The organism is Pantoea sp. X-Soil-TKNS-1211 (assembly GCF_059730495.1).
The window spans coordinates 1016368-1040430 of sequence record NZ_AP035953.1 but is presented as its reverse complement, the minus strand read 5'-3'; the positions used below and the strand labels follow the sequence as shown (position 1 = coordinate 1040430).

Annotated in this window: 23 protein-coding genes; 7 read left to right on the top strand and 16 right to left on the bottom strand. The window is 55.2% G+C overall.

Annotated features, from left to right (window positions below):
- The first annotated feature begins 114 nt into the window (after positions 1-114).
- Positions 115-1332 (top strand): exonuclease subunit SbcD, encoded by a 1218-nt coding sequence (gene sbcD / locus AC6I8W_RS04690; protein WP_497837176.1) that lies wholly within the window; start codon positions 115-117, stop codon positions 1330-1332.
- The gene (locus AC6I8W_RS04685; RefSeq protein ID WP_497837175.1) at positions 1329-4856 is read left to right on the top strand and encodes an SbcC/MukB-like Walker B domain-containing protein; all 3528 of its coding nucleotides are present in this window, start codon (positions 1329-1331) and stop codon (positions 4854-4856) included. The genes sbcD and AC6I8W_RS04685 overlap by 4 nt, the downstream gene beginning before the upstream one ends.
- 73 nt (positions 4857-4929) lie before the next feature.
- Here AC6I8W_RS04685 and AC6I8W_RS04680 read toward each other — a convergent pair whose 3' ends face one another.
- Genes AC6I8W_RS04680 through AC6I8W_RS04670 form a run of 3 tightly spaced genes read right to left on the bottom strand, consistent with a single transcriptional unit; the run spans position 4930 to position 6631 of the window.
- Complete coding sequence (locus tag AC6I8W_RS04680) at positions 4930-5586, bottom strand: DUF799 domain-containing protein (RefSeq protein ID WP_497837174.1); 657 nt, start codon at positions 5584-5586, stop codon at positions 4930-4932.
- Positions 5583-5942, bottom strand: a complete 360-nt coding sequence (locus AC6I8W_RS04675; RefSeq protein ID WP_497837173.1) for a DUF4810 domain-containing protein — start codon at positions 5940-5942, stop codon at positions 5583-5585. Before AC6I8W_RS04675 ends, AC6I8W_RS04680 begins: the two co-directional genes overlap by 4 nt.
- An 11-nt stretch (positions 5943-5953) precedes the next feature.
- A complete protein-coding gene (locus tag AC6I8W_RS04670; RefSeq protein ID WP_497837172.1) occupies positions 5954-6631 on the bottom strand; it encodes a CsgG/HfaB family protein in 678 nt (225 codons plus the stop codon).
- A 152-nt stretch (positions 6632-6783) separates the two neighbouring features.
- Here AC6I8W_RS04670 and AC6I8W_RS04665 point away from each other — a divergent pair, with 152 nt between their 5' ends.
- On the top strand, positions 6784-7212 hold the full coding sequence (locus AC6I8W_RS04665) for a cell envelope integrity TolA family protein (protein ID WP_497837171.1): 429 nt from the start codon (positions 6784-6786) through the stop codon (positions 7210-7212).
- Here the strand turns inward: AC6I8W_RS04665 and qhpR are convergent.
- Positions 7172-8227, bottom strand: a complete 1056-nt coding sequence (gene qhpR / locus AC6I8W_RS04660) for an AraC-like transcriptional regulator QhpR (protein ID WP_497837170.1) — start codon at positions 8225-8227, stop codon at positions 7172-7174. The two genes, AC6I8W_RS04665 and qhpR, sit on opposite strands and share 41 nt — an antisense overlap.
- 161 nt (positions 8228-8388) lie before the next feature.
- Entirely contained in the window at positions 8389-9393 is a 1005-nt protein-coding gene (locus AC6I8W_RS04655) for a phosphotransferase enzyme family protein (protein ID WP_497837169.1), read from the bottom strand.
- 263 nt (positions 9394-9656) lie between these two features.
- Between AC6I8W_RS04655 and eat the strand changes: the two genes are divergently transcribed.
- Positions 9657-11021, top strand: coding sequence for an ethanolamine permease (eat, locus tag AC6I8W_RS04650; RefSeq protein ID WP_497837168.1), 1365 nt, complete (start codon positions 9657-9659; stop codon positions 11019-11021).
- Between the two features lie 111 nt (positions 11022-11132).
- Here eat and mak read toward each other — a convergent pair whose 3' ends face one another.
- The gene (mak, locus tag AC6I8W_RS04645; RefSeq protein WP_497837167.1) at positions 11133-12044 is read right to left on the bottom strand and encodes a fructokinase; all 912 of its coding nucleotides are present in this window, start codon (positions 12042-12044) and stop codon (positions 11133-11135) included.
- 130 nt (positions 12045-12174) lie between these two features.
- Here mak and rdgC point away from each other — a divergent pair, with 130 nt between their 5' ends.
- Positions 12175-13086, top strand: a complete 912-nt coding sequence (gene rdgC / locus AC6I8W_RS04640) for a recombination-associated protein RdgC (RefSeq protein ID WP_208724938.1) — start codon at positions 12175-12177, stop codon at positions 13084-13086.
- 101 nt (positions 13087-13187) lie between these two features.
- Here the strand turns inward: rdgC and AC6I8W_RS04635 are convergent, their stop codons facing one another.
- The 8 genes from AC6I8W_RS04635 to aroL form a co-directional block, all read right to left on the bottom strand.
- Entirely contained in the window at positions 13188-14060 is an 873-nt protein-coding gene (locus tag AC6I8W_RS04635) for a hypothetical protein (RefSeq protein ID WP_497837166.1), read from the bottom strand.
- Between the two features lie 307 nt (positions 14061-14367).
- Entirely contained in the window at positions 14368-14652 is a 285-nt protein-coding gene (gene ppnP / locus AC6I8W_RS04630) for a pyrimidine/purine nucleoside phosphorylase (RefSeq protein WP_021185889.1), read from the bottom strand.
- Between the two features lie 104 nt (positions 14653-14756).
- Positions 14757-15434: an AroM family protein gene (locus tag AC6I8W_RS04625; protein WP_497837165.1), complete on the bottom strand. Its 678-nt coding sequence runs from the start codon at positions 15432-15434 to the stop codon at positions 14757-14759.
- Positions 15435-15436: 2 nt separating this feature from the next.
- On the bottom strand, positions 15437-16369 hold the full coding sequence (locus AC6I8W_RS04620; protein ID WP_497837164.1) for a DUF1177 domain-containing protein: 933 nt from the start codon (positions 16367-16369) through the stop codon (positions 15437-15439).
- Positions 16370-16383: 14 nt separating this feature from the next.
- Entirely contained in the window at positions 16384-17943 is a 1560-nt protein-coding gene (locus AC6I8W_RS04615) for an OPT/YSL family transporter (protein ID WP_497837163.1), read from the bottom strand.
- 160 nt (positions 17944-18103) lie between these two features.
- Complete coding sequence (locus tag AC6I8W_RS04610; protein WP_497837162.1) at positions 18104-18856, bottom strand: IclR family transcriptional regulator; 753 nt, start codon at positions 18854-18856, stop codon at positions 18104-18106.
- Between the two features lie 281 nt (positions 18857-19137).
- Positions 19138-19329, bottom strand: coding sequence for a YaiA family protein (locus tag AC6I8W_RS04605; RefSeq protein WP_480368766.1), 192 nt, complete (start codon positions 19327-19329; stop codon positions 19138-19140).
- Between the two features lie 123 nt (positions 19330-19452).
- Complete coding sequence (gene aroL / locus AC6I8W_RS04600; protein WP_497837161.1) at positions 19453-19977, bottom strand: shikimate kinase AroL; 525 nt, start codon at positions 19975-19977, stop codon at positions 19453-19455.
- 284 nt (positions 19978-20261) lie between these two features.
- Here aroL and AC6I8W_RS04595 point away from each other — a divergent pair, with 284 nt between their 5' ends.
- Positions 20262-20966 carry a DUF2076 domain-containing protein gene (locus AC6I8W_RS04595; protein ID WP_497837160.1) on the top strand — a complete coding sequence of 235 codons (705 nt, stop codon included), beginning with the start codon at positions 20262-20264 and terminating at the stop codon, positions 20964-20966.
- On the opposite strand, the gene AC6I8W_RS04590 is transcribed toward AC6I8W_RS04595, so the two are convergent.
- Positions 20963-21409 carry a YaiI/YqxD family protein gene (locus AC6I8W_RS04590; protein ID WP_497837159.1) on the bottom strand — a complete coding sequence of 149 codons (447 nt, stop codon included), beginning with the start codon at positions 21407-21409 and terminating at the stop codon, positions 20963-20965. The genes AC6I8W_RS04595 and AC6I8W_RS04590 overlap by 4 nt on opposite strands.
- A 133-nt stretch (positions 21410-21542) precedes the next feature.
- On the opposite strand from AC6I8W_RS04590, the gene proC reads away from it, so the two are divergent.
- Positions 21543-22355, top strand: a complete 813-nt coding sequence (gene proC, locus AC6I8W_RS04585) for a pyrroline-5-carboxylate reductase (RefSeq protein WP_497837158.1) — start codon at positions 21543-21545, stop codon at positions 22353-22355.
- 100 nt (positions 22356-22455) lie between these two features.
- On the opposite strand, the gene AC6I8W_RS04580 is transcribed toward proC, so the two are convergent.
- Positions 22456-23982, bottom strand: a complete 1527-nt coding sequence (locus AC6I8W_RS04580) for an FAD-dependent oxidoreductase (protein WP_497837157.1) — start codon at positions 23980-23982, stop codon at positions 22456-22458.
- Positions 23983-24063 lie beyond the last annotated feature (81 nt).

Sequence of the window (24063 nt, the reverse complement as noted above, 5' to 3'; positions counted from 1 at the left end):
GCATCCCTGAATATTTAGTTAAAAAACAGAAATGTGACAGCGACGAGGCGAATTTTTTTCTTTCGCGATGAAGCCGTTATAATTGCCCATCGCTTTAACTGGCAGGGAGCATCCATGCGCATCATTCATACGGCGGACTGGCATTTGGGCCAGTTCTTTTACAGCAAAAGTCGCGCAGCTGAACATCAGGCGTTTCTCGACTGGCTGCGACAGCAAATTGAACAGCATCAGGTGGATGCGCTGATTATCGCCGGTGACCTGTTTGACACCGGTTCGCCGCCCAGCTATGCCCGTGAAATGTTTAACCGTTTTGTCGTCGCGTTACAGGGTAGCCAGTGCCAGCTGATTGTGCTGGCCGGTAACCATGATTCGGTGGCGACGCTGAATGAATCGCGCGAACTACTCGCCTGCCTCAATACCCAGGTGATCACCAGCGCTACGCCGCAGGGCGAGCAGCAGGTGCTGACCCTGAAGCAGAGAGACGGTACGCCAGGCGCGCTGCTGTGTGCCATTCCCTATCTGCGCCCGCGCGATATTCTGCGCAGCCAGGCCGGACAGTCCGGGCGGGAAAAGCAGCTGTCGCTGCTGGAAGCCATCGAACAGCATTATCAGCACTGCTTTGCGGCCGCCGAGGCGCAACGCGCGGCGCTGAGTGGTACACTGCCGATTATCGCCACTGGTCATCTCACCACCGTCGGCGTCACCAAAAGCGACTCGGTACGTGATATCTACATCGGCACGCTCGACGCCTTTCCGGCGCAGGCGTTTCCCGCCGCCGATTACATCGCCCTCGGCCATATTCACCGCGCGCAGCGCATTGCCGACAGCGATCATATTCGTTACAGCGGCTCGCCGATCCCGCTCAGCTTTGATGAGCTGGGCCGCGATAAAAGCGTATTTCTGCTCGATTTCACTACCGGTCTCGATGCGGTAACGCCGTTGACGATCCCATTGTTCCAGCCGATGCAGATGCTAAAAGGTTCGCTGGCGGACATCGAACAACAGTTGGCCGCGTTTAAAGATAAAGATAGCGAGCTGCCGGTCTGGCTGGATATTGAAATCACCACCCAGGAACACCTCAGCGATTTACAGCGCCGCGTGGAGCAACTGACGGAAAATTTACCGGTAGAGGTGCTGCTGGTCCGCCGCAGTCGTGAGCAGCGCAGCCACAGCCTGGCACGGCTGGATAACGAAACCCTGAGCGAGTTACAGGTTGAGGAGGTGTTTGCGCGCCGTCTGGCGCTCGAGGAAGATCTGGATGATGAGCAGGCTGCCCGGCTCACCCAGCTGTTCCGCACCACCCTTGCTGCGCTGGAGACCCCCTCGGCATGAAAATCCTGACGTTACGCTTTAAAAACCTCAACGCCCTGCGTGGAGAATGGTTTATCGATTTCCGGCGCGAGCCATTTGCCAGTAACGGTTTGTTCGCCATCACCGGCGCCACCGGTGCCGGTAAAACCACCCTGCTCGATGCTATCTGTCTGGCGTTGTATCACCAGACACCGCGCCTCGGCGTGCTGTCGCAAACCCAGAATGAACTGATCACCCGTGATACCGCCGAATGCCTCGCCGAGGTGGAGTTTGAGATCAAAGGCGAAGCGTGGCGTGCCTTCTGGAGCCAGAACCGCGCCCGTGGTCAGGCCGATGGCAAATTGCAGGCACCGCGCGTCGAGCTGGCGCGCTGTGCCGACAACCAAATCGTCGCCGATAAAGTGGGCGACAAACTGAAGTTGATCGAAACATTATCCGGCCTCGACTTTGCCCGCTTTACCCGTTCGATGATGCTGTCGCAGGGACAATTCGCCGCCTTTCTGAACGCCAAACCGGGCGAGCGAGCCGAACTGCTGGAGGAACTGACCGGCACCGAGATTTACGGACAAATCTCGATGCAGATTTTTGAGCGTTACAAAGGCGCACGTGCCGATCTTGATACCCTGCGCGCGCGCGCCGGGGGCATGTCGCTGCTGGATGAGGTGCGCCGGGCAGAGCTGGCAAGTCAGTTGGAGCAACTCAATGCTGCCGAAACCACCCTGAATCAGCAACTGACCTCCACACAGCAGCAACAACAGTGGCTGAGCCAGTCACAACAGTTGGCTGAGGAGCAGCAGCAGGCGCAACAGGCGATGCAGACGGCAGAAAACGCGTGGCAACAGGCTGCCCCAGAACGCCAACGGCTGGCACGCGCCGAACCCGCGGAAAAATTGCGCGATAAACTGCAACAACGCACCCAACTGCAACAGGAAAGTATCGCCATAGCGCAGCAGTACCAACAGGTGCAGCGACAACAACAGCAGGCGCTCGCAGCGCAGCAACAAGGCGAAACCCACTACCAGGCAGCGCAACAGGCGCGCGAACAGGCGCAGAACGCGCAGCAGCAACTGGAAACACTGCTGACGGAGCAGGTCATCCCACTCGATCAACAGCTCGCCTCTCTGCAACAACAGATCGGTGATCAGCAGCGCGAGGCCGCTGCGCAGCAGCACCTGGTACAGAACAGCAGCACCGCACTCAGCCAGCAACAACAGGAGAGTGAACGCTTACAACAACTCTGGGATGAGCAGCAACAATGGCGTAGCCAGGAGACCAGCGTGGCTGGCTGGGGTGAACACCTCACACGCTGGCAGTCCGATATCACCCGGCTGGATGAACGTGAGCAGACCATCACCCAGTTGCGCAACCAGCAACAGCAGCAGCAACAGCAGCTCGACCAGCTCCAACAGGCTTTTGCTGCCCGCCAACAGGCGCTGCCAGCAGCGCCACCGGCTATCGATCAGGTGCGGGATGCATTGGCGCAACATCAGGCACAACGTGCGTCCCGCCAGCAGCTGACCCTGCTGGCCGCGCAGTGGCGCTCGCTCCAGCCGCAGCAGCAACAGCGCCAGCAGAAATTGCAGGCATTAACCCAGCAATATCAGGCCGAAGAACAGGTTTTACAGGCGCTGCGCGAGGAGTGGAAGCGCATCAATCAAGCGCGACTTGATGTGCAGAAAATCTGTGATTTGGAACTTACCATCGCCCGCCTGGCGGATGAACGCGCCCGGTTACAGCCAAACCAACCCTGCCCTTTATGCGGCTCCTGCCAACATCCGGCCATCGAAGAATATCGACAGTTGGAACCCGGTGAAAATCAGCAGCGGCTGGTCGCACTGCAACACCAGGAGACGCAGCTTAAAGAATCCGGCACTGCCAAAGGTGAGCAGCAGCGGCTGTCACTGCTGCAACAGCAGGCGTTGCAGCAGGAACTCAAGGATATCGGGCAACAACTCAGCTCGCTGACTGAGCAGTGGCAACGGCTGACCGGTGAGCTGGCGCTCACCTGCACGCTGGAGCAGCAGGACGATGTTAGCCGCTGGCAACAGCAGCAGGATCAGCAGGAAAACCAGCTACGGGAGTGGCTGGAACATCTACAGCAGCAACAGTTGGCGCAGCAGCAGATTACCAGTGCTCAGCAGGCGTTAAACGATCTCAGCCAGCGCAGCGGCACTGAGCACGCTGCGTGGCAGCAATTAAGTCAGCAACTGGAACAGCAACTGGCACAACATCAGCTCACCCTGCCCGCCCGCGATGTGCGTGACGGCTGGTTGAACACGCTGCAACTACGCTGGCAGAAATGGCAAGAGAGTGAGCAGTTACTTACCACCTTGCAACCGCAGCTGATGAAAGCCGACAGCGAACGTCACAACCAGCAACAGAATCTTGCGCGTGAACAGCAACGGCTGGAGGCACTCCAACAAACACTCAGCGCGTTACAACAGCAAAGCACTGAACAACAACAGCGTCGTCAGCAACTGTTTGGCGCTCGTCAGGTGCAGGCCGAACGTCAGACGCATCAGGCCGCGCTGCAATTGTGCGAACAGGAGCTGACGCAGCAATTACAGAACTGGCAGCAGGCACAAAGCACCGTGCACAGCCTGAACGGCCAGCGCGCGCAACTTGAGCAGCAGCAACTGGCGCAAACCGCACGTCAGGAGGCGGCAGAAAGCGACTTCCTCAGTGCCTTGCAGCACAGCGATTTTGCCGACGAAGCCGCGCTACGTGCCGCTTTGCTTGATGTTGCTGAAGTTGAGCCACTGCGGCAGCGTTTACAGGCGCTGGAGCAACAACGCCAACAGCAAACCACGCTGAACCAGCAACTGGCGCAACGGTTAATTGCCCATCAACAACAACGTCCGGCGGAACTGAGCGATGAACTGGCGGCAGAGGTCGGCCCCCGGCTGGAAAACCTGCGCATGGCGTTACGCGACAATGCCCGCCAGCAAGGCGAGGCACAGCAGCAGCTGTCCAGCGATGCCCGACTGCGTGAGCAGCAGCAATCGCTGCTGGCGCAAATCGACAGCCACGAAGCGGAACTGACACAATGGAGCCAACTCAACGAGTTAATCGGTTCAGCTAAAGGTGACAAATTCCGCCGTTTCGCCCAGGGATTAACCCTCGATCACCTGGTGTGGCTGGCTAATCGTCAGCTCGATCGCCTGCATGGCCGTTATCTGTTGCAGCGTCGTGCCACGGATGAACTGGAGCTGGATGTGGTGGATACCTGGCAAGCCGATGCCACTCGCGACACTCGCACACTGTCCGGTGGCGAGAGTTTTCTGGTGAGTCTGGCGCTGGCGCTGGCGTTATCCGACCTCGTCAGCCACAAAACCCGCATCGAATCGCTGTTCCTCGATGAAGGCTTTGGCACGCTGGATGCCGAAACGCTCGACACCGCGCTGGACGCCCTTGATGCATTGAATGCCAGCGGTAAAACCATTGGTGTCATCAGCCATGTGGAAGCAATGAAAGAGCGCATCCCGGTGCAGATTAGGGTGCGCAAAATGAACGGGCTGGGTTACAGCAAGCTGGAGTTGCCGTAGCGGCGCGATTTATCGCGCGCCTTTCCGTCGGTGCACAGAAAACAGCGCGATAAATCGCGCTGCTACGACTATCTTAACGTGTTACCGACAACGGACGACGCGGACCTGCCAACAGGCCGCCATCTTCGTTCTGTGCCAGCAGACGTACGCTGGTAACACCGGCAACGGTGTGCGCTTTATCGGTGACGTTATTGGCGATCTGTTTCACCGCCGCCGATACCAGAATGCCGATGATGCCGCCACTGTTGTTGTTACCATTTTCGCCATCATTGGCGGTGGCACTGCCTTCCCACAGTTGCTTACCGGTGCGCAGATCCACCAGGCGTGCCGAAGCGCTCACCATGGTGTTGCTGTCGACCACTAAATAACGCGTACCGTAATCGGTAATCGAAATGTAGAGCGCGCTGTCAGCGTGGAAAATATCGTGCAGACGTTTGGTGCTGACCGCCTGAACATCATGACCGTTGGTCAAACCGTTCTGCTGGAACGTCTCTTCCACCACCGCCACCGGGAACACGTAGTAACCCGCTTCCGCTAACGGCTGCGTCACCAGCGAGGTGAAGCTGTGGGCCGCATTGACATCCGGTGCTTTGTTATCCGCAGGTAACACCAGAATCGATGCCGGTTTACTGGCGCGGAACGCGCTGTAATCATACGGTTTTTTATGTGGCGCACAGCCGGTCAGCAGCAGAGCGGTCAGCACGGCGAAACCTGCAATCAGTTTTTTCACTGGGTTGCTCCTTGTTTTTTACTCATCAAAAAATCCATATACGGGGCCGATTCCGGGAACAGCTGCTTTTCCGCCGCAAACTGGCTGAACGCTTTGTCGGTTTGACCGGTCTGAGCATAGAGCAGACCCAATTGGGCATGCAGGCCAGGTGCCACCGGCTTATTCACCGAACGGGCTTTTTCGATATCCAGATTCAGCGCATCAATCTGCTGTGCCGGATCTTTATCTTTTTGGTAGTAGCTATAGATCTGCTGCTGGTAGTCACCCCAATAGTAGAGTGGTTCCGGCCCTTTCGGCGCACAGCCAGCCAGCACACCCGCTGCGATCAGCGCAGCGCTCAGTTGTATCAATTTCATCGGGAATATCCTTATTTCGCCGGACGCCATGCGCCGCTGGTAATGCCGTCAACCAGGTGATCGACCGCTTCACGGATCGCCAGATCCATCACTTTGCCATTCAGGGTTGAGTCGTAACTGGTGGTGCCACCAAAACCAATCACTTCGCGGGCAGAAAGCTGGTATTCACCTGCGCCCTGCGCGCTATACACCACTTCAGAAGTGGTGACGTCCACCACGTTGAGGTTCACCTTGGCGTAAGCGACCTGGGTTTTTCCACGTCCCAGAATGCCCCACAGCTGCTGGTCGCCCACTTCTTTACGGCCAAATTCGGTGATATCACCGGTGATGATGTAGTTGGCACCTTTGATATTTTGCTGGCTGTGCTTGAAGTTAGCTTCCTGTTGCAGCTCTTTCAGGTTGGTGCGTTCCAGCACGTTAAAGCGCCCGGTCTGCTGCAAGTGAGTGACCAGAATGGTTTTTGACTGATTACCCAAACGATCCACACCATCAGAGAAAATACCGTTCATATAAGACGAGCGGTTATCAAACTGGCCCACTGCGATCGGACTACGAACCCCCTGGTACGCCGGTTGGCTGGCGGCCCGCACCTGCGGGGCTTCAATGGCGCGCGAAGACTCAGTGGCACAGCCACTCAGCAACGCTGCCGATAACAAGGAAAGTGCCGCGAGGGCATATTTTTTTTGCATTTCAGGTCCATGAATAAAAGAAGGGAAAACCGCGCGGGGCGGCAAATTCTGGTTTTACCGACAGTCGGACGAATGCCATAGCATTCAGTGAGTCGGTCTGTAGACTGTCGGCAGGGTGCAATCAGATCTTTAGCGAAAATAACGGCACATTAATGAATTTAATTAATAGAATTGCGGGACTATTAGGCGGGGTAGTTATCCTGATGATGCTGAGCGCTTGTCAGAATCTCCAGTCACGGCAACAGGATGCGTCATCCAATTTGTGCCAGCCCGACACCGCTCCGGGAAGCGAATCCTGCAAATGGGCTGATGAAATGCAGCAAAAGCTGGTACATGATTTCCACGATGCCAGCCATTATGCGGGCCAGCGTTGTCTGGTGCGGCTGGAGTGGGAAAAAAGTGGACGTTATGCCGTCACGCAAACACAGGGCGATGAGCCGCTGTGTCTGCGCGCCTGGCAATTGATTGGTCAATCGAAGGGATTACCGCCGCCGCCCGATCGCGGACAGCCAGCGTGGTTTGGTTTTGCGCCGCAGCAGGTCAGCTTGCCAGTCCATCTTGCCGCCACTGGCGCGGACTGATGCCGAACCAACGACGAAACGCGCGCGAAAAGGCGCTCACCTCGGAATAACCGAGCAGTAGCGCCATTTCGGAAATCGGCAGCTGTTTTTGTTGCAGGTAATGCGTCGCCATCTCGCAACGCACCTTATCCACCAGCGCGCTGAAGCTGATGCCCTCTTCGCGCAGACGACGCTGTAACGACCAGCTCGACAGCCCCATTTTATCCGCAATCTCTTCCAGTACCGGCTCGCCCTGAATCAACGACAGATTGACCTGTGAGCGCGCCTGCTCCACTACACTCTGCTGGCTGGCGCTGCTGTTGAGGCGACGGATGGCATCCTGCATCACCATCAACAACATCGGATCCTGCTCTGGCATCGCGCGCAGCAGATCGCGTTTCGGGATCACCAGCGAGTTAAAGGGTTGCTCGAACCAAACCGGCGCATCAAACACTTTGCAGTGCTCATGCCATTGCTCCGGACGCGGATGTTCAAAATGCACTTCTCGCGGCGCCCAATTTTTTCCCGCCACATGCCGGATCAGGTTAAGGAACATGCCGAGCGTCAGCTCCGCATCCTGACGACGCGACAGAATCGCCCCGTGGCGCACCTGATAATCGAGCCGCCAGCAGTCACCTTTGTCCACCAGCCGCGTCAGAGTGTCGTGCTGATGCCACGGGAAGGCATTCACCACATTATGCAGCGCCTGCTCCAGCGTCGGTGAGCACAGCCCAATGTAGCCAATCAGGCCTAATGACTGCGGTTTGAACTGCCTGCCGTAGTGCAAACCGAAGTTATCAAAACCGGAATGTCGCGCCGCTTCTTCCATCACACGACAATAGTTAACTAAACCCAGGCTAAGGGTCGGGCTGGCGAGCAGTTCGGAATCGATGCCGCTGATGCCAAAGATGCGATCCACATCGCCGCCTTTGCCGGTAATAAAGTCACTCAGGCCGGTGGCCGCCGCCGCCAGCACGCCACGGTTGCTGGCGTTGACCTGAGCCGACAAGGCGCTAAACGCCTCGGGCTGTCTCATCAGTGAATTCATGCTGACCTCACAGGATACGCAGGAGTGAATCGAATTACCGTATCCAGCAATTTTCGTACCAGGCGGGCAACGCAGAAAAAGCGGCGATCAGGCAGGATAACGAGCGTGGCGAGCACCGTAACGGCGCAGCCACGCCCACTGATGGTGCATCAAGCACCGACCGGCAGTTGACTGTTTTCCAGATAGCGACGACACAGACGCACCGAATGATCCGCCCAGCGCGGCCCAAGGCTCAGCGCCATCTCGGTTTCGGCATGGGATCCCATCCAGGCAGTAAGCTGGATACGGCGCTGGATCAACAGCGTCGGCACCAGCGCCATCTCCGCATCGCTGATGTGCCCCACCTGTTCATAACCGCGGATCCAGTTATCCACCCACTCTTCCGCACGCGGATGGTGTTCGACAAAACTGATCGCCGCCGCCAGATCGTGCAGATACCAGCCGAGACCGCAGTCGTCAAAGTCGATCACCCGCGTTTCCCCTTTGTGCAGCAGCAGGTTGGTCAGACGCAGATCGGCATGGATCAGGCCGTAACGATCCGCACCTTTGCCAAAACCCTGTAGCTCCTGGCCGACCCGCGCAATCGCCTGCTCCACCACCTGATGATCAGCCGGATTAAGGTTGGGCGCGTCCTGCCAGCGTCCCCAGTGGCTCTGATCGCTCACCATGGTGTGATGATCCCAGATAATGCGCTGGAAGCCCTGCGGTTTCTGCCAGCGTTTGCTGTGTTGGTGCAAACGCGCGGTGATATGGCCGAGTTGCTGGAACGCTTTGGGATCGACATCGGTGGTTGGCATCTCGCCCTCGATCCAGTGGAACAGCACCGCATGACGCACCTCTCCGTCAGCGAGACGCAGCGACAAGACGGTTTCGCCATCGTTGGCCGGGATCGCTTCCGGCACCATGATGCCGGTCTCGCGCAGCGCATCCAGCCACAGCAGTTCACTCAGAATGTCGGCTTTGCTGTGGTAGTCAGGACGATGCAGACGCAGAGCGTAACGTTTTCCACCCGCCAGCAGCAGGAAAGTGGCGTTTTCGGAACGGCACAGTAATTTCAGCTCGCCCTGAAGTGCGGCGGGATAGCACGCCAGCGCCTGTTGCGCCAGCACGGTGATTTCAGCATTTGTCAGGGTGTCGGATTGTTTGGCACTCATTCATCAGGCTCCAGGGATGACAACAGTGTTATCAGCATGGGATGACGTCGTCCTGACTGCTTGACCGCAGATGACCCAAAGTTGACCGCAGCGTGCATCTGGCACTTTTCTTGCGTCAGAGTTGACCGTGGAGGACAAAACTCACTGCGCCTGCGTCAAGTTTTCCCGTGAGAGGCAGCGGCATTATCCCCTTCACTGTAGCGCAAACGATAAACCGGCGCGGTGAATCTACCGCACTCAACAATAACGACGGGGATAAGATTATGACGAGCAAGCTCAAACCCACCCTGGGAACCCTGCATCTTTGGGGTATCGCGGTTGGCCTGGTCATTTCCGGGGAGTATTTCGGCTGGAGTTACGGCTGGGGCGTAGCAGGGACGCTGGGATTTCTCATTACCACGGCGCTGATCGCCACCATGTACACCTGTTTTATTTTTAGCTTCACCGAGCTGACCACCGCTATCCCACATGCCGGTGGCCCATTTGCTTACAGCCGTCGTGCCTTTGGCGAAACCGGCGGCCTGATCGCCGGTCTGGCGACGCTGATCGAGTTTGTGTTTGCCCCTCCAGCCATCGCCATGGCGATCGGCGCTTATCTCAACGTACAGTATCCAGAACTCAACCCGAAAACCGCAGCGGTCGGTGCCTATCTGGTATTCATGACGCTGAATATCCTTGGTGTGAAGCTGGCAGCCATGTTTGAACTGGTGGTAACGGTGCTGGCGGTGCTGGAACTGCTGGTCTTTATGGGCGTGGTCTCACCGGGCTTCAGCATTGCCAACTTCGCCGCCAACGGCTGGGCCGGTAGCGAATCTTTTGGTATGCCCGCAGTATCCGGTATTTTTGCCGCGATTCCTTTTGCCATCTGGTTCTTCCTCGCCATTGAAGGCGCAGCGATGGCGGCAGAAGAAGCCAAAGACCCCAAACGTACCATTCCGAAAGCCTATATCACCGGCATTCTGACACTGGTGGTGCTGGCGATTGGCGTGATGCTGCTGGCGGGCGGTGCCGGTGACTGGCGCAAACTGTCCGACATCAACGATCCTCTGCCGCAGGCGATGAAGATGATTGTGGGTGAAAACTCTAACTGGATGCATATGCTGGTATGGATTGGCCTGTTTGGTCTGGTCGCCAGCTTCCACGGCATCATCCTCGGTTATTCACGTCAGTTCTTTGCCCTGGCCCGTGCCGGTTATCTGCCGCAGAGCCTGGCAAAACTGTCACGCTTCCAGACGCCGCATCGCGCCATTATCGCCGGTGGCGTGATCGGTATCGCCGCGATTTACAGCGATGGCTGGATTAACCTACAGGGCATGAGCCTGACCGCTGCAATGATCACCATGGCAGTATTTGGCGCGATTGTGATGTATCTGATGAGCATGCTGAGCCTGTTCAAACTGCGTCGCACCGCCCCCGACCTGGAACGTAGCTTCCGCGCACCTGGTTACCCGATTGTACCGGGTATTGCGCTGGTGCTGTCGCTGGTGTGTTTAGTGGCGATGCTGTGGTTTAACCCGGTGATTGGCGGCTTGTTTGTGGCGATTATGGTGGTGGGTTATATCTACTTCCTCGCCACCAAAACACAGCGCGATAACGCACCACAGGATTCGATGCTGGTTGGGGAATAAGGAAACGTAATGTAGCGGCGCGCTAAATTGCGCGGATTTTTAGCAGGGGTGACTGCCCCTCCATACAAAAAGATGCGCGATGAATCGCGCCGCTACGTCACAGCACCTCTTTTAGTCTTTTAGGGGCCATAGCCACGCCGCACCGCGCACGCCACTGGAATCGCCATGCACCGCTTTCAATACCGGCGTTTCACACTCGCGGCCAAATACCCACTGTTTCATCAGCGTCGGCACGGTCTGATACAAGCGATCGTTATTGCTCATCCCGCCGCCCAGCACGATCACATCCGGATCGAGCAAGTTCACTACCTGCGCCAGCGATTTAGCCAGCCGCATTTCGTAACGTCGCATCGCCAGCTCCGCCACCGGATCCTGTTGCTCTATCAGCTTGATGATCTCCGCCCCTTTTAGCGCGTTTCCGCTCAAACGCTGATAATCAATGGCAAACCCCGTACCAGATACAAAAGTCTCAATGCACCCCTGTAAGCCGCAGTAGCACGGCACTTCCGCGCGATAACGCAACTCATCCTCATCCATCCACGGCAGCGGATTGTGACCCCATTCACCGGCATTGCCGTTGCCGCCGATACGCGACTCACCGTTGATCGCCACACCTGCCCCGGAACCGGTGCCGATAATCACGGCAAACACCAGCGGTTTTCCCGCGCCTGCGCCATCCACCGCTTCGGATACCGCCAGACAATTCGCGTCGTTAGCAATACGCACGTCACGATTCAGCGCCTGCGCCAAATCCTTATCCAGCGGCTGGCCGTTGAGCCAGGTAGAGTTAGCATTTTTAACCCGCTGGGTATAGGGCGAAAGGGTGCCGGGAATGCCCAGCCCCACGGTCCCCTGCTGTCCGGTGTTCTCTTCTGCCAGATATACCAGATCAACAATCGCCTGAATCGTCGCGCCATAGTCGTCACGCGGGGTATTCACGCGGTGACGAAACAATTCCTGCCCCTGGTCTGACAGTGCAATCACTTCAATTTTGGTGCCACCTAAATCGATACCAATACGCACATGTTATTCCTCATTATTCGTTAGGTTGAGAGATACCGTAGAGGGTCGTTTGGGTAAAGGCAATGAAACCCAGCCGATGTTTCGCTATGATGCGCGCTGACTGATAGATTTCCCCCGGTAAGGAATCCCGATGTTGTGGTTTAAAAATATGATGGTTTATCGTCTGAATCGTGACATTCCGCTGTCCGCAGACGACCTGGAAAAACAGCTCGATGCCTTCACCTTCTCACCCTGCGGTAGCCAGGATATGGCGAAAACCGGTTGGGTTTCCCCTATGGGTAACCGCAGCGAGGCGCTGACGCACGTGGTTAATGGTCAGATTGTGATCTGTGCCCGTACCGAGCAAAAAATTCTGCCTTCTCCGGTGGTCAAGCAGGCGCTGGAAGCCAAAATCGACAAGCTGGAAGCGGAACAAAGTCGCAAGCTGAAGAAGACTGAAAAGGATTCGTTGAAGGACGAAGTGTTGCACAGCTTGCTGCCGCGCGCCTTTAGCCGCTTCAGCCAGACCTTTATGTGGATCGACACCGTCAACAACCTGATTATTGTCGACTGCGCCAGCGCAAAGAAAGCCGAAGATACCCTGGCGCTGTTACGTAAAAGCCTCGGTTCATTGCCGGTGGTGCCGTTGACGCTGGAAAGCCCGATTGAACTGACGCTGACCGAGTGGGTGCGTTCAGGCGAGCTGCCCGCTGGCTTCGCGCTGATGGATGAAGCCGAGCTAAAAGCGCTACTGGAAGAAGGCGGCGTGATCCGCTGTAAAAAGCAGGACCTGGTGTCGGACGAAATTGCTACCCATATCGAAGCCGGTAAAGTGGTCACCAAACTGGCGCTCGACTGGCAGGAACGTATTCAGTTTGTTATCGCTGATGACGCATCCGTGAAGCGCCTGAAATTCAGCGATACCCTGCGTGAGCAGAATGACGATATTGATCGTGATGATTTTGCTCAGCGTTTTGATGCTGATTTTATTCTGATGACCAGTGAGTTGGCCGCGCTGATCAGTAATCTGGTGGAAGCTCTGGGCGGAGAAGCACAGCGTTAAACACACTCGTAGCGGCGCGATTTATTGCGCTTATTATTCAAGGCGCGTGATAAATCGCGCCGCTACAGAATGTGGCTAAATTACAATTTCGGATCAGAGATTTAAAGCCGTGTCGATTCCTCCTGATATAAATCCTCTCGTTTTATTCCAAAGATGTTCTGAGTACTCTGCATTTTTAATTTTTCGCCTATTATCAAGACGGTTTCTTGTGTGATAGAGACTTCCTCGACTGGTTTCAGAGAAGATGGCTCTTCTATTATTACTTCAAACCCCGGATAATAATTGTCAAACTTCTCACCGAATTGCCACGCCCTTTTATCCGAGAACGTTCCGGCATTTTCCGCAACGATAACGCGGAAAGGGTTATGCTTACCCGATTCGTCTTGCTCACTTAAATCATTGGTATGCCCCGGTAGTTCTGGTTTTTTTTGCACCAAAAAACTTTCCTGACCAAGATTATCCCAATTTGTGATAAAGACGTTATCCGGCGTTATCGCGCCTTCAGACTCCGATTCAGAAAGGCTTTCATTGCCAGAATCATGGTATTCAGACACAAGGGATTTATCACCTGTCTCATTTTTTAAATCAGCAGAAGATTGCTTTGATTTCTCTGGATAACAGGACCATAGGTTATTCAGACTGTGTTTTTCTCCACCAGATTCTTTTCCCGTTTTCAATGCCCCCGCACTAAAAGGTGTTACCGCGTTCCCGGTTAACTTAACAGAACCCGGAACACCACTCAGGCGAGGGAGCAGCGGTGTATCTTTCATAAACCAACGCTTATTGGTGGGTTGCAACACTTTGAGACCCGTATTCACTGTGTGCTTCGTGCAATTATTTGAAGACAGGCAAGCACAGTTCTGGCCAATAGAATTAATAGTATTACTTAATACAGGAATAACCCGAACAGGACCAGGATTAAAGCAATGCCGAATTATACCTGGCGGCAAACGATATACATTAGTAAAAGACATATTATCTTCCCTATAAACTCATCATATGATGGGCATATCATTTTTAATCTACATCGCGGCACCACGCAACCCAAGAAACCAATAAAAACTCAATGCTTTCAATAACTTGTTACAAGATCGAGTAACAAGAATCTATTTTAATTGATTGAAACTAAAGAACCATTAGGAAATATATGGCTTTCAAAATAGCAGGTGAATTTTTTTAGTATTTTTCGGGGTCAGCGGTTATTTAGACAAGCGAGATCAGAAATAGCGGAAGGAAGATAAAAAAAGACCGCAGCGAAACACTGCGGCCTGAACTGAATACTTACAGATAGCGGCACAGATAAGATGTCGGCTCAGCCACCTGTAAATGGAATTCGCTGTGGCCCGGCACGTTGAACACGCTGCCTGCTTCATACCATTTCCACTCGCTTTCACCCGGCAGCAGCACTTTCAGTGCGCCGCTGACCACAGTCATCTCTTCCGGCTGGCCGGTGCCGAAGGTGTATTCCCCTTCCGCCATTACGCCCACGCTTGCGCGACCAATGGTGACGCTATCGAAACCAATGGACTTCACTTTTCCGTCAAAATACTCACTCACGTTGAGCATATTACTTCCTCACAGCACATTAAGATAACAGGCAGATTACAAGGGAACTCGCTGATCTGTCACGCGAAATGACAACAGGGATCACAAGTTGTGATCCCCATGCATTAAACGATCAACTCAGCGGCCAGTTTGGCGACCAGCACGTTTGACAACAACACCGGAATACCCAGCATCTTTTGCAGAAAATCACGATGCTTCTGGTGATAACCAATGCAATCCAGTACCACCACATCAGCCCCCTGCTCCTGGAGGGATAGCCCCGCTTCCACCAGATCCGCCTGTTGCGCCAGATACGGGCTGGCTACCGCGAAACACGGCGGCGTGCCCAGATTACGCCACTTACTCGCCTGTTCTGCGATCTGCTCCTCCACCGGCACGACGATCCCCACTTTGTGGCCGTGTACAATCGCGCCAACCAATGGGGGGATGATGCGATCCGGCTCCAGCAGCAGCGCCTTATGCGTTTTCAGCGTGCCAAATTCGCCGGTACATAGCAGCAGGATGGTGTTGTATCCTAGCTCCTCCAACGCAGTGATCTTTTGCTGTAATCCCTGCTCTACCTTGTGCGCCGACAGACGCACCTGCTGCCCATCCAGCATCCGCGAGACCAGCACTTTCTCTCCGGCAACCGGCGTGTAATGCTGCTCCACTTCTGCAAGAGTCAGGCCGTCCAGCAAACCAGCATGCTCCACCTGCCCGGCTGGCAGATAAGCCTGCAACAGCGGCAGAATGTCGCTGCGCGGAGACTGACCGATGGTCAGAGTGATCAGGGATGTTTTCATACTTATGCTTTCCGGGAACGCAGATGGCTGAGGCTACCATACAAAGATAGCAGCAGTGCGTATTCCTGCGCGTCATAGAATTGGCAGGTTTCGCGGCCAAACTCTTTCGCCACCTCCACGGCAAATTTCACCGTGCTGGCGATGTCCACTTCGTGGCTGGCTCCGGTGCCACAGCCCGGCACCACCGATTCGGCGCAAATCGCCACCCCCACCACCGGCACATCGGTTGCGGTTGAGGGTTGCAGAATGCTGTTGAGGTGATAAACCCCGTTACCGTAAGGCGTGATGTCCTGCGTGGTGATCGGAAAGGTCACAGCCGGGCGACCGCTGGTCATTTCCATGATACGCAACAAATCTTCCGATACGCGCAGGATATAACCCTCTTTCACCGTCGGTGACAGCGCATAACCTTTATGATTCAGAATGCGGTTGCCTTTGGTGGTATCGATGGAGAGGATGGCGTCCACGCCTGCCACCACCTCGTTATCGTTCATGGTGACGTCGTCGATCGGTGAATCCATAAAATCCACCGGCTCATGCGGACGAGTGGGCGCATCCGGGCAGATATGGGTGGTGATGATCACATCACCGGCCAACACATCACCTTTGGACTGCATCTGCGCCAGCTTCAGCGCACTGCTAACCGCAGCCACGGCACCGTCGGCATCCGACACCATGCCGATGCGCGTCGGACGTGCGCCGATCCCGCCCAGGCGGCCAATAATGCCAAGCGTCGGGGCATTGCCGCCCTTGCTTTTACCCTGCGAGCCCGGAATATCAATGCGCACAAAGTCGGTACGCCCTTTCGGGCCACTGACGCGTTTAGTGCTGGCGCTGACGCCCGGATAAGCGGCAAACAGATCAACCACCTGCTGACCATCAACGAAAGCGCTATCGAGTAACTCAAAGACTTGCAGTGTCTGCTGTAAACTCATGTTGGATTCCCTGATTATTTCTTACTGCTACTGGCAAAAAGTGAATGGAAGAAGCTGTAGAGCGCATCACCGGCGATAAAACCTGCTGCCATCACCTCCATCGGTGAACGGCCACGCTCGCCCCAGATGCGCAGGATTAGGATGCGTAACGCAATCCCCACCAGCACCGCCCAACCAGCAGCGGCGTTGTTAATCAACAAACCGGTTGCCAGCAGCACGCCAAGCTGCCGCTTCGGTCCACCAATCAACTGAATAATCGCGCCCGGAATAGCCCAGATCAGCAGGTTACCTGCGATACCGGGTTCCGCACCGGCCTGAATCGTTTTGGCATACACGCGCGCCACCGGTGGCAGCAAGTTTTCCGCGAAGAACAGGTTGTGGGCGTACCACACCACTGGAATGGCGATCACAAAGGCGATCATCGCGGCGATCAACTGGATACGACGACCCCACAGCTCCTGCTGCACATCCGCTCCGTTACCACGCAGGATAAACCCGGCTTTCAGGTCATACCCCATATCCGCGAATGCCGGGCCGGTAGCTGCGGTAAAACCACACAGCAGACACAGCGCCAACGGCGGGAAGCCGAGCAAAATACCGAGGATCAGGGTAATCAGTGCCACGGCAAATGCCGGGAACCAGCCGGAGTGCATCGCGGCGATACCCACGATCAACTCATGAACAAAGGCGGCGAAGGCGGCATAGACAATAAATAGCACCAGCATCGGTAGCCCCATCTGGCTCCATAAGCCGCCTGCCAGCGCCAGCAGCGCAGAAATGACGATATAACCCAGGGTGCCAAAACCGAGCGAACGTTTCACTTCGTTATCGCTTCGGCTGACATTGATCGCATCGTTACGACGGCTGAGGATCACCTGCACCACCTGAATCAGTGCTACCAGACCGGCCCCCACCATCACGCCGTGGGGAATATACAGCGCGTTAATATCAATGCCCGCCAGTGGCTGGGAATAGGCGCGCAGCAGAAAACCCACACCGAGCATCGTCAGCGCCCAGATATTACCGATAAACGCCGTACCAAATGCCGACATGGGGATCTTCAGCATTGAACCGACAACCCCACCAACAATCCCGACCACCAGCAGCCACGCCTGACGACCGCCTTTATCACCGGCTTTGATCGCTTCCGCAGCCGCAACACCCGGTGGCCAGGCGTTGCTGGCCGGGAACACGCGAGTATCAAACAGGCGATAGAGCAAATACGCATCCAGCAACATCGCCGCACTGACGCCGACAAACAGCGGCAGCACCAGTTGCGGCTCGCCCAGTGCCCAGGGCACAGCAATCGGCATCAGCAGGCTATTGGCGGCACCAAAGGTGGCGGAAGAAATGGCGGTCTGCGCCAGATTCTGCACTTCTACTGAACGGTAGCGACGAAACCATTGCAACGGAATACGCGCCAGCAGCATGGCAAACAGCGCGCCGATAATAGAAGTATTGGGGGTGACCCCGATGGTAGTAATTAATTGTACGCCAATAATTGCGCCCGCAACGGACAGCAATACCAGCATTAAACCGACTCCGACACTTTTTATTGGATTTGTGTGACGCATGTTCTTCCCCGTAATTTCACCCTGGCGAAAACGTGATTACGCACCGCCCGACACGCAGGACGGCGGTATTGAGTTAAATAATCATTCCCTGACGGTTGAAATAAGCAGGCCCGAAGGCCTGTTATTTCCCTGGTGTGGCGCGAAGTATTACGCCGTTAAATCAGGAGCCATATTTTTCGGCCATGATGGCGGCCGTGGCGCGTAATTCATTGAGCAACGCTTCCGGATAACCCGGGGCTGCTTCTTGTGAAAGAAATGAGAGACAGAGAGCGACACTTTCACCGCGATGTTTATTGGTGACTGCTACCGCCATCGAGCTGATGCCGGGTAGTGTTTCATTACGTGCCAGCGCCCACCCCTGACGACGGATAGTCCCCAGTTCGGCGCACAGCGCTTCAAGATCCAACGGAGAATTAAGTGAGGCAGCGTGCCACTCATCAGCAAAGCGCGAACGCACCTCTTCATCGCTGCTTTGCGCCAGCAGCACACGACCCGTGGACGTCCCCGCTGCCGGCATCCGCGTGCCCGGTGGCGTGACTAACTGGGTAAAAAAACGCCCGTGGTACATGCGCATCACGAGAATATCGTGCCCATCCAGCACCGAGATATAGCCCATACAACCCGTACTGGACGCCAGGCGCGCCATCGCCCCTGAGGCGCTATCCACCAGCGGTGTGGAGAGATAGTGGCCCGCTACCGACAGCAGTACGCGGCCGATATGGAAGCAGCGGCTATCCGGATCGCGCTCCAGCAATCCCTGACTTTCCATGGTCGCCAGCAAACGGGAAACGGTACTTTTAGGCAATGCTAATGCCTCAACCACCTCGGTAAAGGTGAGACCAGGATGCCCCTGCGTCACGCCGAAGCGCTGGAACAACTTAAGCACTGCGGCGGCATTTTCGAGTGTGGTCATAAAAGTAGTTTCACTATTTGGAACTAAGTTCCTTAATCAATACCCCGAAAGTAAAACGTCAGGTTTTTGTGGTCAAGCGCAAATTTTGTACCGAAGAAAACAACAGGAAATTAAGGCAGCATAAAATGAGGGATAAAGTTAAAACTGGGTGATTTTATCAGGCAGGGAGAATTAAGCGCAGAAAAGACGATAACTTTCTGGCGACTTTGCAGCGAATTCGCAGGAAGAGAAAAAAACGGTTAATACCGGAAAGTCATTACTGGCATCCCTGCCAGCCGATATTACTCTTTTTCCACATCTTCATAGCGAATTTTGGCATCCTGCGCTTCCGCTTCAGTTTTATGTTCGCTAATCAGCGAGTCCGGACGTGGATGATCGGCGCGTAATTCGTACCAGGTAACGGTATTTCCCGGCGTACCTTTTTCAACCGTGACGATACGCGCATGGCGTGGATAAGGTGGTTTTGACGGCATACATTTCCCTCCTGGGTATGTCAGTTATCCAAACGGACAGCAGCAATCCCCTGCCCGTTGTTAAGTATAGACAACAGGGATTACGACAATTTAAAGGAGGAAAAATCTGTGTAGCGGCGCGCGTTAGCTGGCGCGCGCCAGTGAAAGGGATTGCAGGATCGCTTCCACCACCAGGTCCGGCGACTGCATCGCATTCACTTCATGATGAGAAGTCTGATGGTAGAGATGCGCACGCTGACGCAGGATATCTCCCATCTCTTCGGCAATCGGGCGACCGGTTAACGTTGGGCGCTGACCCGCTTCCGGCTGACGCTCCAGACGGTCCGCCAGCACCGAGGATGGCGCATTCAACCAGATAACCTGACCATGCTCGCGCATAAAGCGACGATTGACCTCAGCCAGCACCATACCGCCGCCGGTGGCAATGATCGTACCGGGAGCTGTAACCGCTTGAAGTGATTCAGTTTCACGCGCGCGAAAGCTATCCCAGCCTTCAGCCGCGACGATTTCCGCAACGGTACGCTGGGTTGTCATTTGCAGGTGATGGTCGGTATCACGAAAGGCGTAACCGAGTGCCTGCGACAGCGCCTGGCCAATGGTGGTTTTACCGCAACCGCGTGCGCCGATCAGATAGATGGGTAATGACATCCTGGCTCATCCTCCGCCGTGTTGTGCCGCGCGGGCAACGTCATCAGGTCAATATTGCGTCGCATGATACCTGGATTTCATTTCATCAGCCACAGGCGAAGCACGATTTACGCGTATCTTGACCATGTAATCTCTTATCTATTTAATTAATAAAGGAAAAATCATGCGAGATTTGTGCATCCTTTAAAGTGTAAGCACGAGCAACATTTGCTTACCAGCGCGCTGATTTACTTTCTGTCATCCCGACCGCATATAGTGGGATAACTCGCAAACGGAGGTGTACCATGCAGAGCGAAGAACAACAGTTAATTGAAAGCCTGTTCAGCCGTCTGAAACAGGCCGAGAGCCAGAGCGGTCCGCGTGATGCGGGCGCAGAGCAGTTAATCAAACAACATGTGCTGTCACAGCCTGGCGCGCCCTACTACATGGCACAGGCCATCCTGATTCAGGAAGCGGCGATGAAAAAGCTCAATGCCCAAATCGGTGAGCTGGAGAATCGTCTGGCGCAGGCGCAGCAGCAACAGGCTCCGCAGCAGAGCAGCGGCGGTTTCCTCTCCAGCCTGTTTGGCGGCGGGTCACGCCCGGCTGCACAACCGCAGCAGCAACAGCCAGTGTGGAATAGCGCTCCGCCCCAGCAGCCACAATATCAGCAACCTCAATACGCCAGTGCCCCACCAGCGCGCGGCACCGGTTTTCTCGGCGGCGCATTGCAGACCGCAGTGGGCGTCGCCGGTGGTGTGGTGATGGCTGATATGCTGACCAGCCTGTTCCATCATTCGCAGCCGGAAGAGATTGTGAATATCATCAATGAGCCGGCATTGCCGCAGATTGACGACAATCTCGATACCTTTAATGGTGTCAACGACAGTAACAACGCGTTCCTGAACGATAATACCAGCAGCTGGGACAATAGCTTCGCCGACAACAATGATTTCAGCGATTTCGGCGGCAATGACGGTTTCAACGACGACGACGACAGCTTTGTCTAACGCCGTTGACGTAACCACTTATCCAGTTCGTTAGCAAACTGCTGGCGGTCGCGTGGGCTGAGAGCCGACGGACCGCCGCTTTGAATACCGCTGGCACGCATGGTTTCCATAAAGTCGCGCATGGTTAAACGCTGACGAATAGTATCTGGCGAATAACGTTCACCCCGCGGATTCAACGCCGCAGCCCCCTTTTCCAACACTTCCGCCGCAAGCGGAATATCGCCGGTAATCACCAGTTCACCCGGCTGTACACGTTTGACAATCTCGTTATCGGCCACATCAAAACCTGCCGCCACCTGCAAAGTTTTCAGCCACGGTGAAGGCGGTACGCGCAGCGGCTGGTTAGCGACAAAGGTCACCAGGATTTGTGTGCGTTCTGCGGCACGGTACAGTACTTCTTTGATGACATTGGGGCAGGCATCAGCATCAACCCAAATCGACATAATTGATCCTTTCTCACAGGGAATGCGTGTGATCTTCCGGTTCTGCGCCAGAATGGCAAATTTAATTTGATTGCATCAGTCAGCCACGTAAGCTAACCGATACAGAAAATTGAACCATTTAAAGGATCACGCAATGCTGGATAAGAAAATCGGGTTTATTGGTGTCGGCAATATGGCAAAAGCGATCATCAGCGGTCTGGTGAACAGCGGACAAATCGCCCCGGCCAATATCTGGGTTTATGATCGCAAGCCAGCCACCAATCAGGCTCTGGCGCAGCAATATGGCGTGACGGCGGCGGAGAGTGCCGAAAGCCTGGCGCGGGAAGTCGATATCCTGTTTGGTGCGGTGAAACCGAATGTAATTCTCAAAGTACTGAAAGACCTGGCGGGCCAGTTGAAAAAAGAGACACTGGTGGTATCGATTGCCGCCGGTGTAACGTTGGATTCGCTGGCGGCAGTGCTGGGTCACGATCGTAAAATCATCCGCGTGATGCCAAATACGCCCTCGTTGGTCAATGAAGGTATGACCTCAGTGACGCCGAATGTGCTGGTTGAGCAGCATGAAACCGATGAAGTGGTAGCGATTTTCGAGAGTTTCGGTAAAGCCGCCGTGGTCAGCGAATACCTGATTCACGCCGTGGTTGGCGTCAGCGGCTCAGCACCTGCTTATGTCTTTATGTTTATTGAAGCGATGGCCGATGCTGCGGTGCTGGGAGGCATGCCCCGCGCCCAGGCATATCAGTTTGCCGCGCAAGCGGTGAAGGGATCGGCGCAGATGGTGCTGGAGACCGGCAAACACCCCGGCGAGCTTAAAGACATGGTGTGTTCACCCGGTGGCACCACCATTGAAGCGGTGAAAGTGCTGGAAGAGAAAGGCTTCCGCGCGGCGGTGATCGAAGCGATGCAGCAGTGCATGAGGAAATCGGAAGCGCTGAGTAAGCAGTAGCCGAGCATCCTGCTCTGATGGCGGCGCGATTTATCGCGCTGTTATTCGTGCGCCGACAAATCAAAACGCGTGATAACTCGCGCCGCTACGAAATGGGTATTTAACCTTGATACTCCTCGAACAGCGCCATTCCCTGCGCCATCGTCATCGGCTGCTGCATCAGTTCCACCAGCATTGCCGTCAAGGTATACATCCCTGCTGAACAGACTGCCGCTAGCTTTCCTTGCTGTCCGTAAAAAGCGATAAAGCGCTTGTCCTGTAATGATCCCAGCAAACGGTATTCATCCCATTCCGTGGCGTGTCCCAGATATTCGTAGCGCGTGCCGTAGTGCGCGGTCCAGAAAAACGGCACCCGGTCATACAACTCGCGTTGCCCCAACATATTCAGGGCCGCAATCCGCCCCTGTTGCTGCGCCACCCGATAATGCTCGATACGCAGCGGCCCTGTTGGCGTGGGATAGCAGGCGATATCTCCTGCTGCCCAAATATTTTTCGCCACCTGTAGCTGGCTATCCGTGGTCAGACTGCCATCACCTTGCATCGCCAGATCATGGATAAATCCCGTGACCGGCTTAATCCCGGTAGCAAACAACACCAGGCTGGCTGCGAGTTGCTTACCATTTTTTAAAGTGACCGCTTCAACGTGGTCATTGCCAATTAGCGCCTGCGGTTCACCTTGAACCATCTTCACCCCATTACTGGCGTGCAGGTCGCGAAAATATCGGCCAATTTCCTCGCCAAATTGTTTGGCAAACGGCAAGGGATGACGCGCCAACACGGTGACATCAACATCCCGGTTACGCAGCGCGCCCGCCAGCTCCATACCAATGAAGCTATTGCCAACAATCACGATTTGATGGGTTTCATCAACATCCTCCAGCAGCGAAGCGGCATGGCTAAGCGAGTGCAACAGGTGAACGCCGGGCAAATCATGCCCCGGAATGTCCAGTGGCTGCGCGCTGCCGCCGCTGGCAATCAGCAGTTGATCAAAGGTTAAGGTCTCACCATCGGCGAACGTCAGTTGTTGTGTCGCACTGTCCAGTTCCACCACATTGGCCTGAATACGTTCAACATGCCCCAAAACATCGTCTTTCAGCAAACGCGGCACCTCTTCGATCGCCATTTTTCCCGCCGGAACAAACTTACTTAACGCAGTGCGATCGTACGGTGCCTTAGCCTCGCGCTCAATCAATACCAGATGCCCGATAAAACCTTCATGTCGCAGCGTCCACAACGCTGCACTACCCGCCGCGCCAGAACCCAGTACCACGCAAACGGGTTTTTCTCGTTCAGTCGATGGCAGCGTGGCTGAAGTCATGGCTTTGGTGTTGACCCACACCTGGCCCTGCTCGATACGTACCGGATAGTTTTTCAAATCCGCCAGCGCCAGCGGTTCATGCATCCTGCCATCTTCAATGCTAAACACCGCCTTATGCCAGGGGCACACCAGTTCATCTCCGCATACCGCCCCCTGGTCGAGTGGTGCTCCGGCATGGGGACATTTGGCTTGCAGGGCATGAACACGTTCCCCTGCGCGGATCAGCAAAATATCTTTATCCCCAACGGTGAATTTGGTCGGTTTATGCTGCTTCAGCTTTTTCAGTTCAACGACAGATTGATAGCTCACGTTTGGCCTCCCTGGGCTGTAGTTAGATGCGATGCAATAAATCCATACAAACAGTAAGTGTGGCAAAGCCTGATAATTTAG

Coding starts and splice junctions, on each gene's coding strand:
- sbcD (WP_497837176.1), top strand. CDS start 115: ATGCGCATCATTCATACGGCGGACTGGCATTTGGGCCAGTTCTTTTAC.
- AC6I8W_RS04685 (WP_497837175.1), top strand. CDS start 1,329: ATGAAAATCCTGACGTTACGCTTTAAAAACCTCAACGCCCTGCGTGGA.
- AC6I8W_RS04675 (WP_497837173.1), bottom strand. CDS start 5,942: ATGAAATTGATACAACTGAGCGCTGCGCTGATCGCAGCGGGTGTGCTG.
- AC6I8W_RS04670 (WP_497837172.1), bottom strand. CDS start 6,631: ATGCAAAAAAAATATGCCCTCGCGGCACTTTCCTTGTTATCGGCAGCG.
- AC6I8W_RS04665 (WP_497837171.1), top strand. CDS start 6,784: ATGAATTTAATTAATAGAATTGCGGGACTATTAGGCGGGGTAGTTATC.
- qhpR (WP_497837170.1), bottom strand. CDS start 8,227: ATGAGACAGCCCGAGGCGTTTAGCGCCTTGTCGGCTCAGGTCAACGCC.
- AC6I8W_RS04655 (WP_497837169.1), bottom strand. CDS start 9,393: ATGAGTGCCAAACAATCCGACACCCTGACAAATGCTGAAATCACCGTG.
- eat (WP_497837168.1), top strand. CDS start 9,657: ATGACGAGCAAGCTCAAACCCACCCTGGGAACCCTGCATCTTTGGGGT.
- rdgC (WP_208724938.1), top strand. CDS start 12,175: ATGTTGTGGTTTAAAAATATGATGGTTTATCGTCTGAATCGTGACATT.
- AC6I8W_RS04635 (WP_497837166.1), bottom strand. CDS start 14,060: ATGTCTTTTACTAATGTATATCGTTTGCCGCCAGGTATAATTCGGCAT.
- ppnP (WP_021185889.1), bottom strand. CDS start 14,652: ATGCTCAACGTGAGTGAGTATTTTGACGGAAAAGTGAAGTCCATTGGT.
- AC6I8W_RS04625 (WP_497837165.1), bottom strand. CDS start 15,434: ATGAAAACATCCCTGATCACTCTGACCATCGGTCAGTCTCCGCGCAGC.
- AC6I8W_RS04620 (WP_497837164.1), bottom strand. CDS start 16,369: ATGAGTTTACAGCAGACACTGCAAGTCTTTGAGTTACTCGATAGCGCT.
- AC6I8W_RS04615 (WP_497837163.1), bottom strand. CDS start 17,943: ATGCGTCACACAAATCCAATAAAAAGTGTCGGAGTCGGTTTAATGCTG.
- AC6I8W_RS04610 (WP_497837162.1), bottom strand. CDS start 18,856: ATGACCACACTCGAAAATGCCGCCGCAGTGCTTAAGTTGTTCCAGCGC.
- AC6I8W_RS04605 (WP_480368766.1), bottom strand. CDS start 19,329: ATGCCGTCAAAACCACCTTATCCACGCCATGCGCGTATCGTCACGGTT.
- aroL (WP_497837161.1), bottom strand. CDS start 19,977: ATGTCATTACCCATCTATCTGATCGGCGCACGCGGTTGCGGTAAAACC.
- AC6I8W_RS04595 (WP_497837160.1), top strand. CDS start 20,262: ATGCAGAGCGAAGAACAACAGTTAATTGAAAGCCTGTTCAGCCGTCTG.
- AC6I8W_RS04590 (WP_497837159.1), bottom strand. CDS start 21,409: ATGTCGATTTGGGTTGATGCTGATGCCTGCCCCAATGTCATCAAAGAA.
- proC (WP_497837158.1), top strand. CDS start 21,543: ATGCTGGATAAGAAAATCGGGTTTATTGGTGTCGGCAATATGGCAAAA.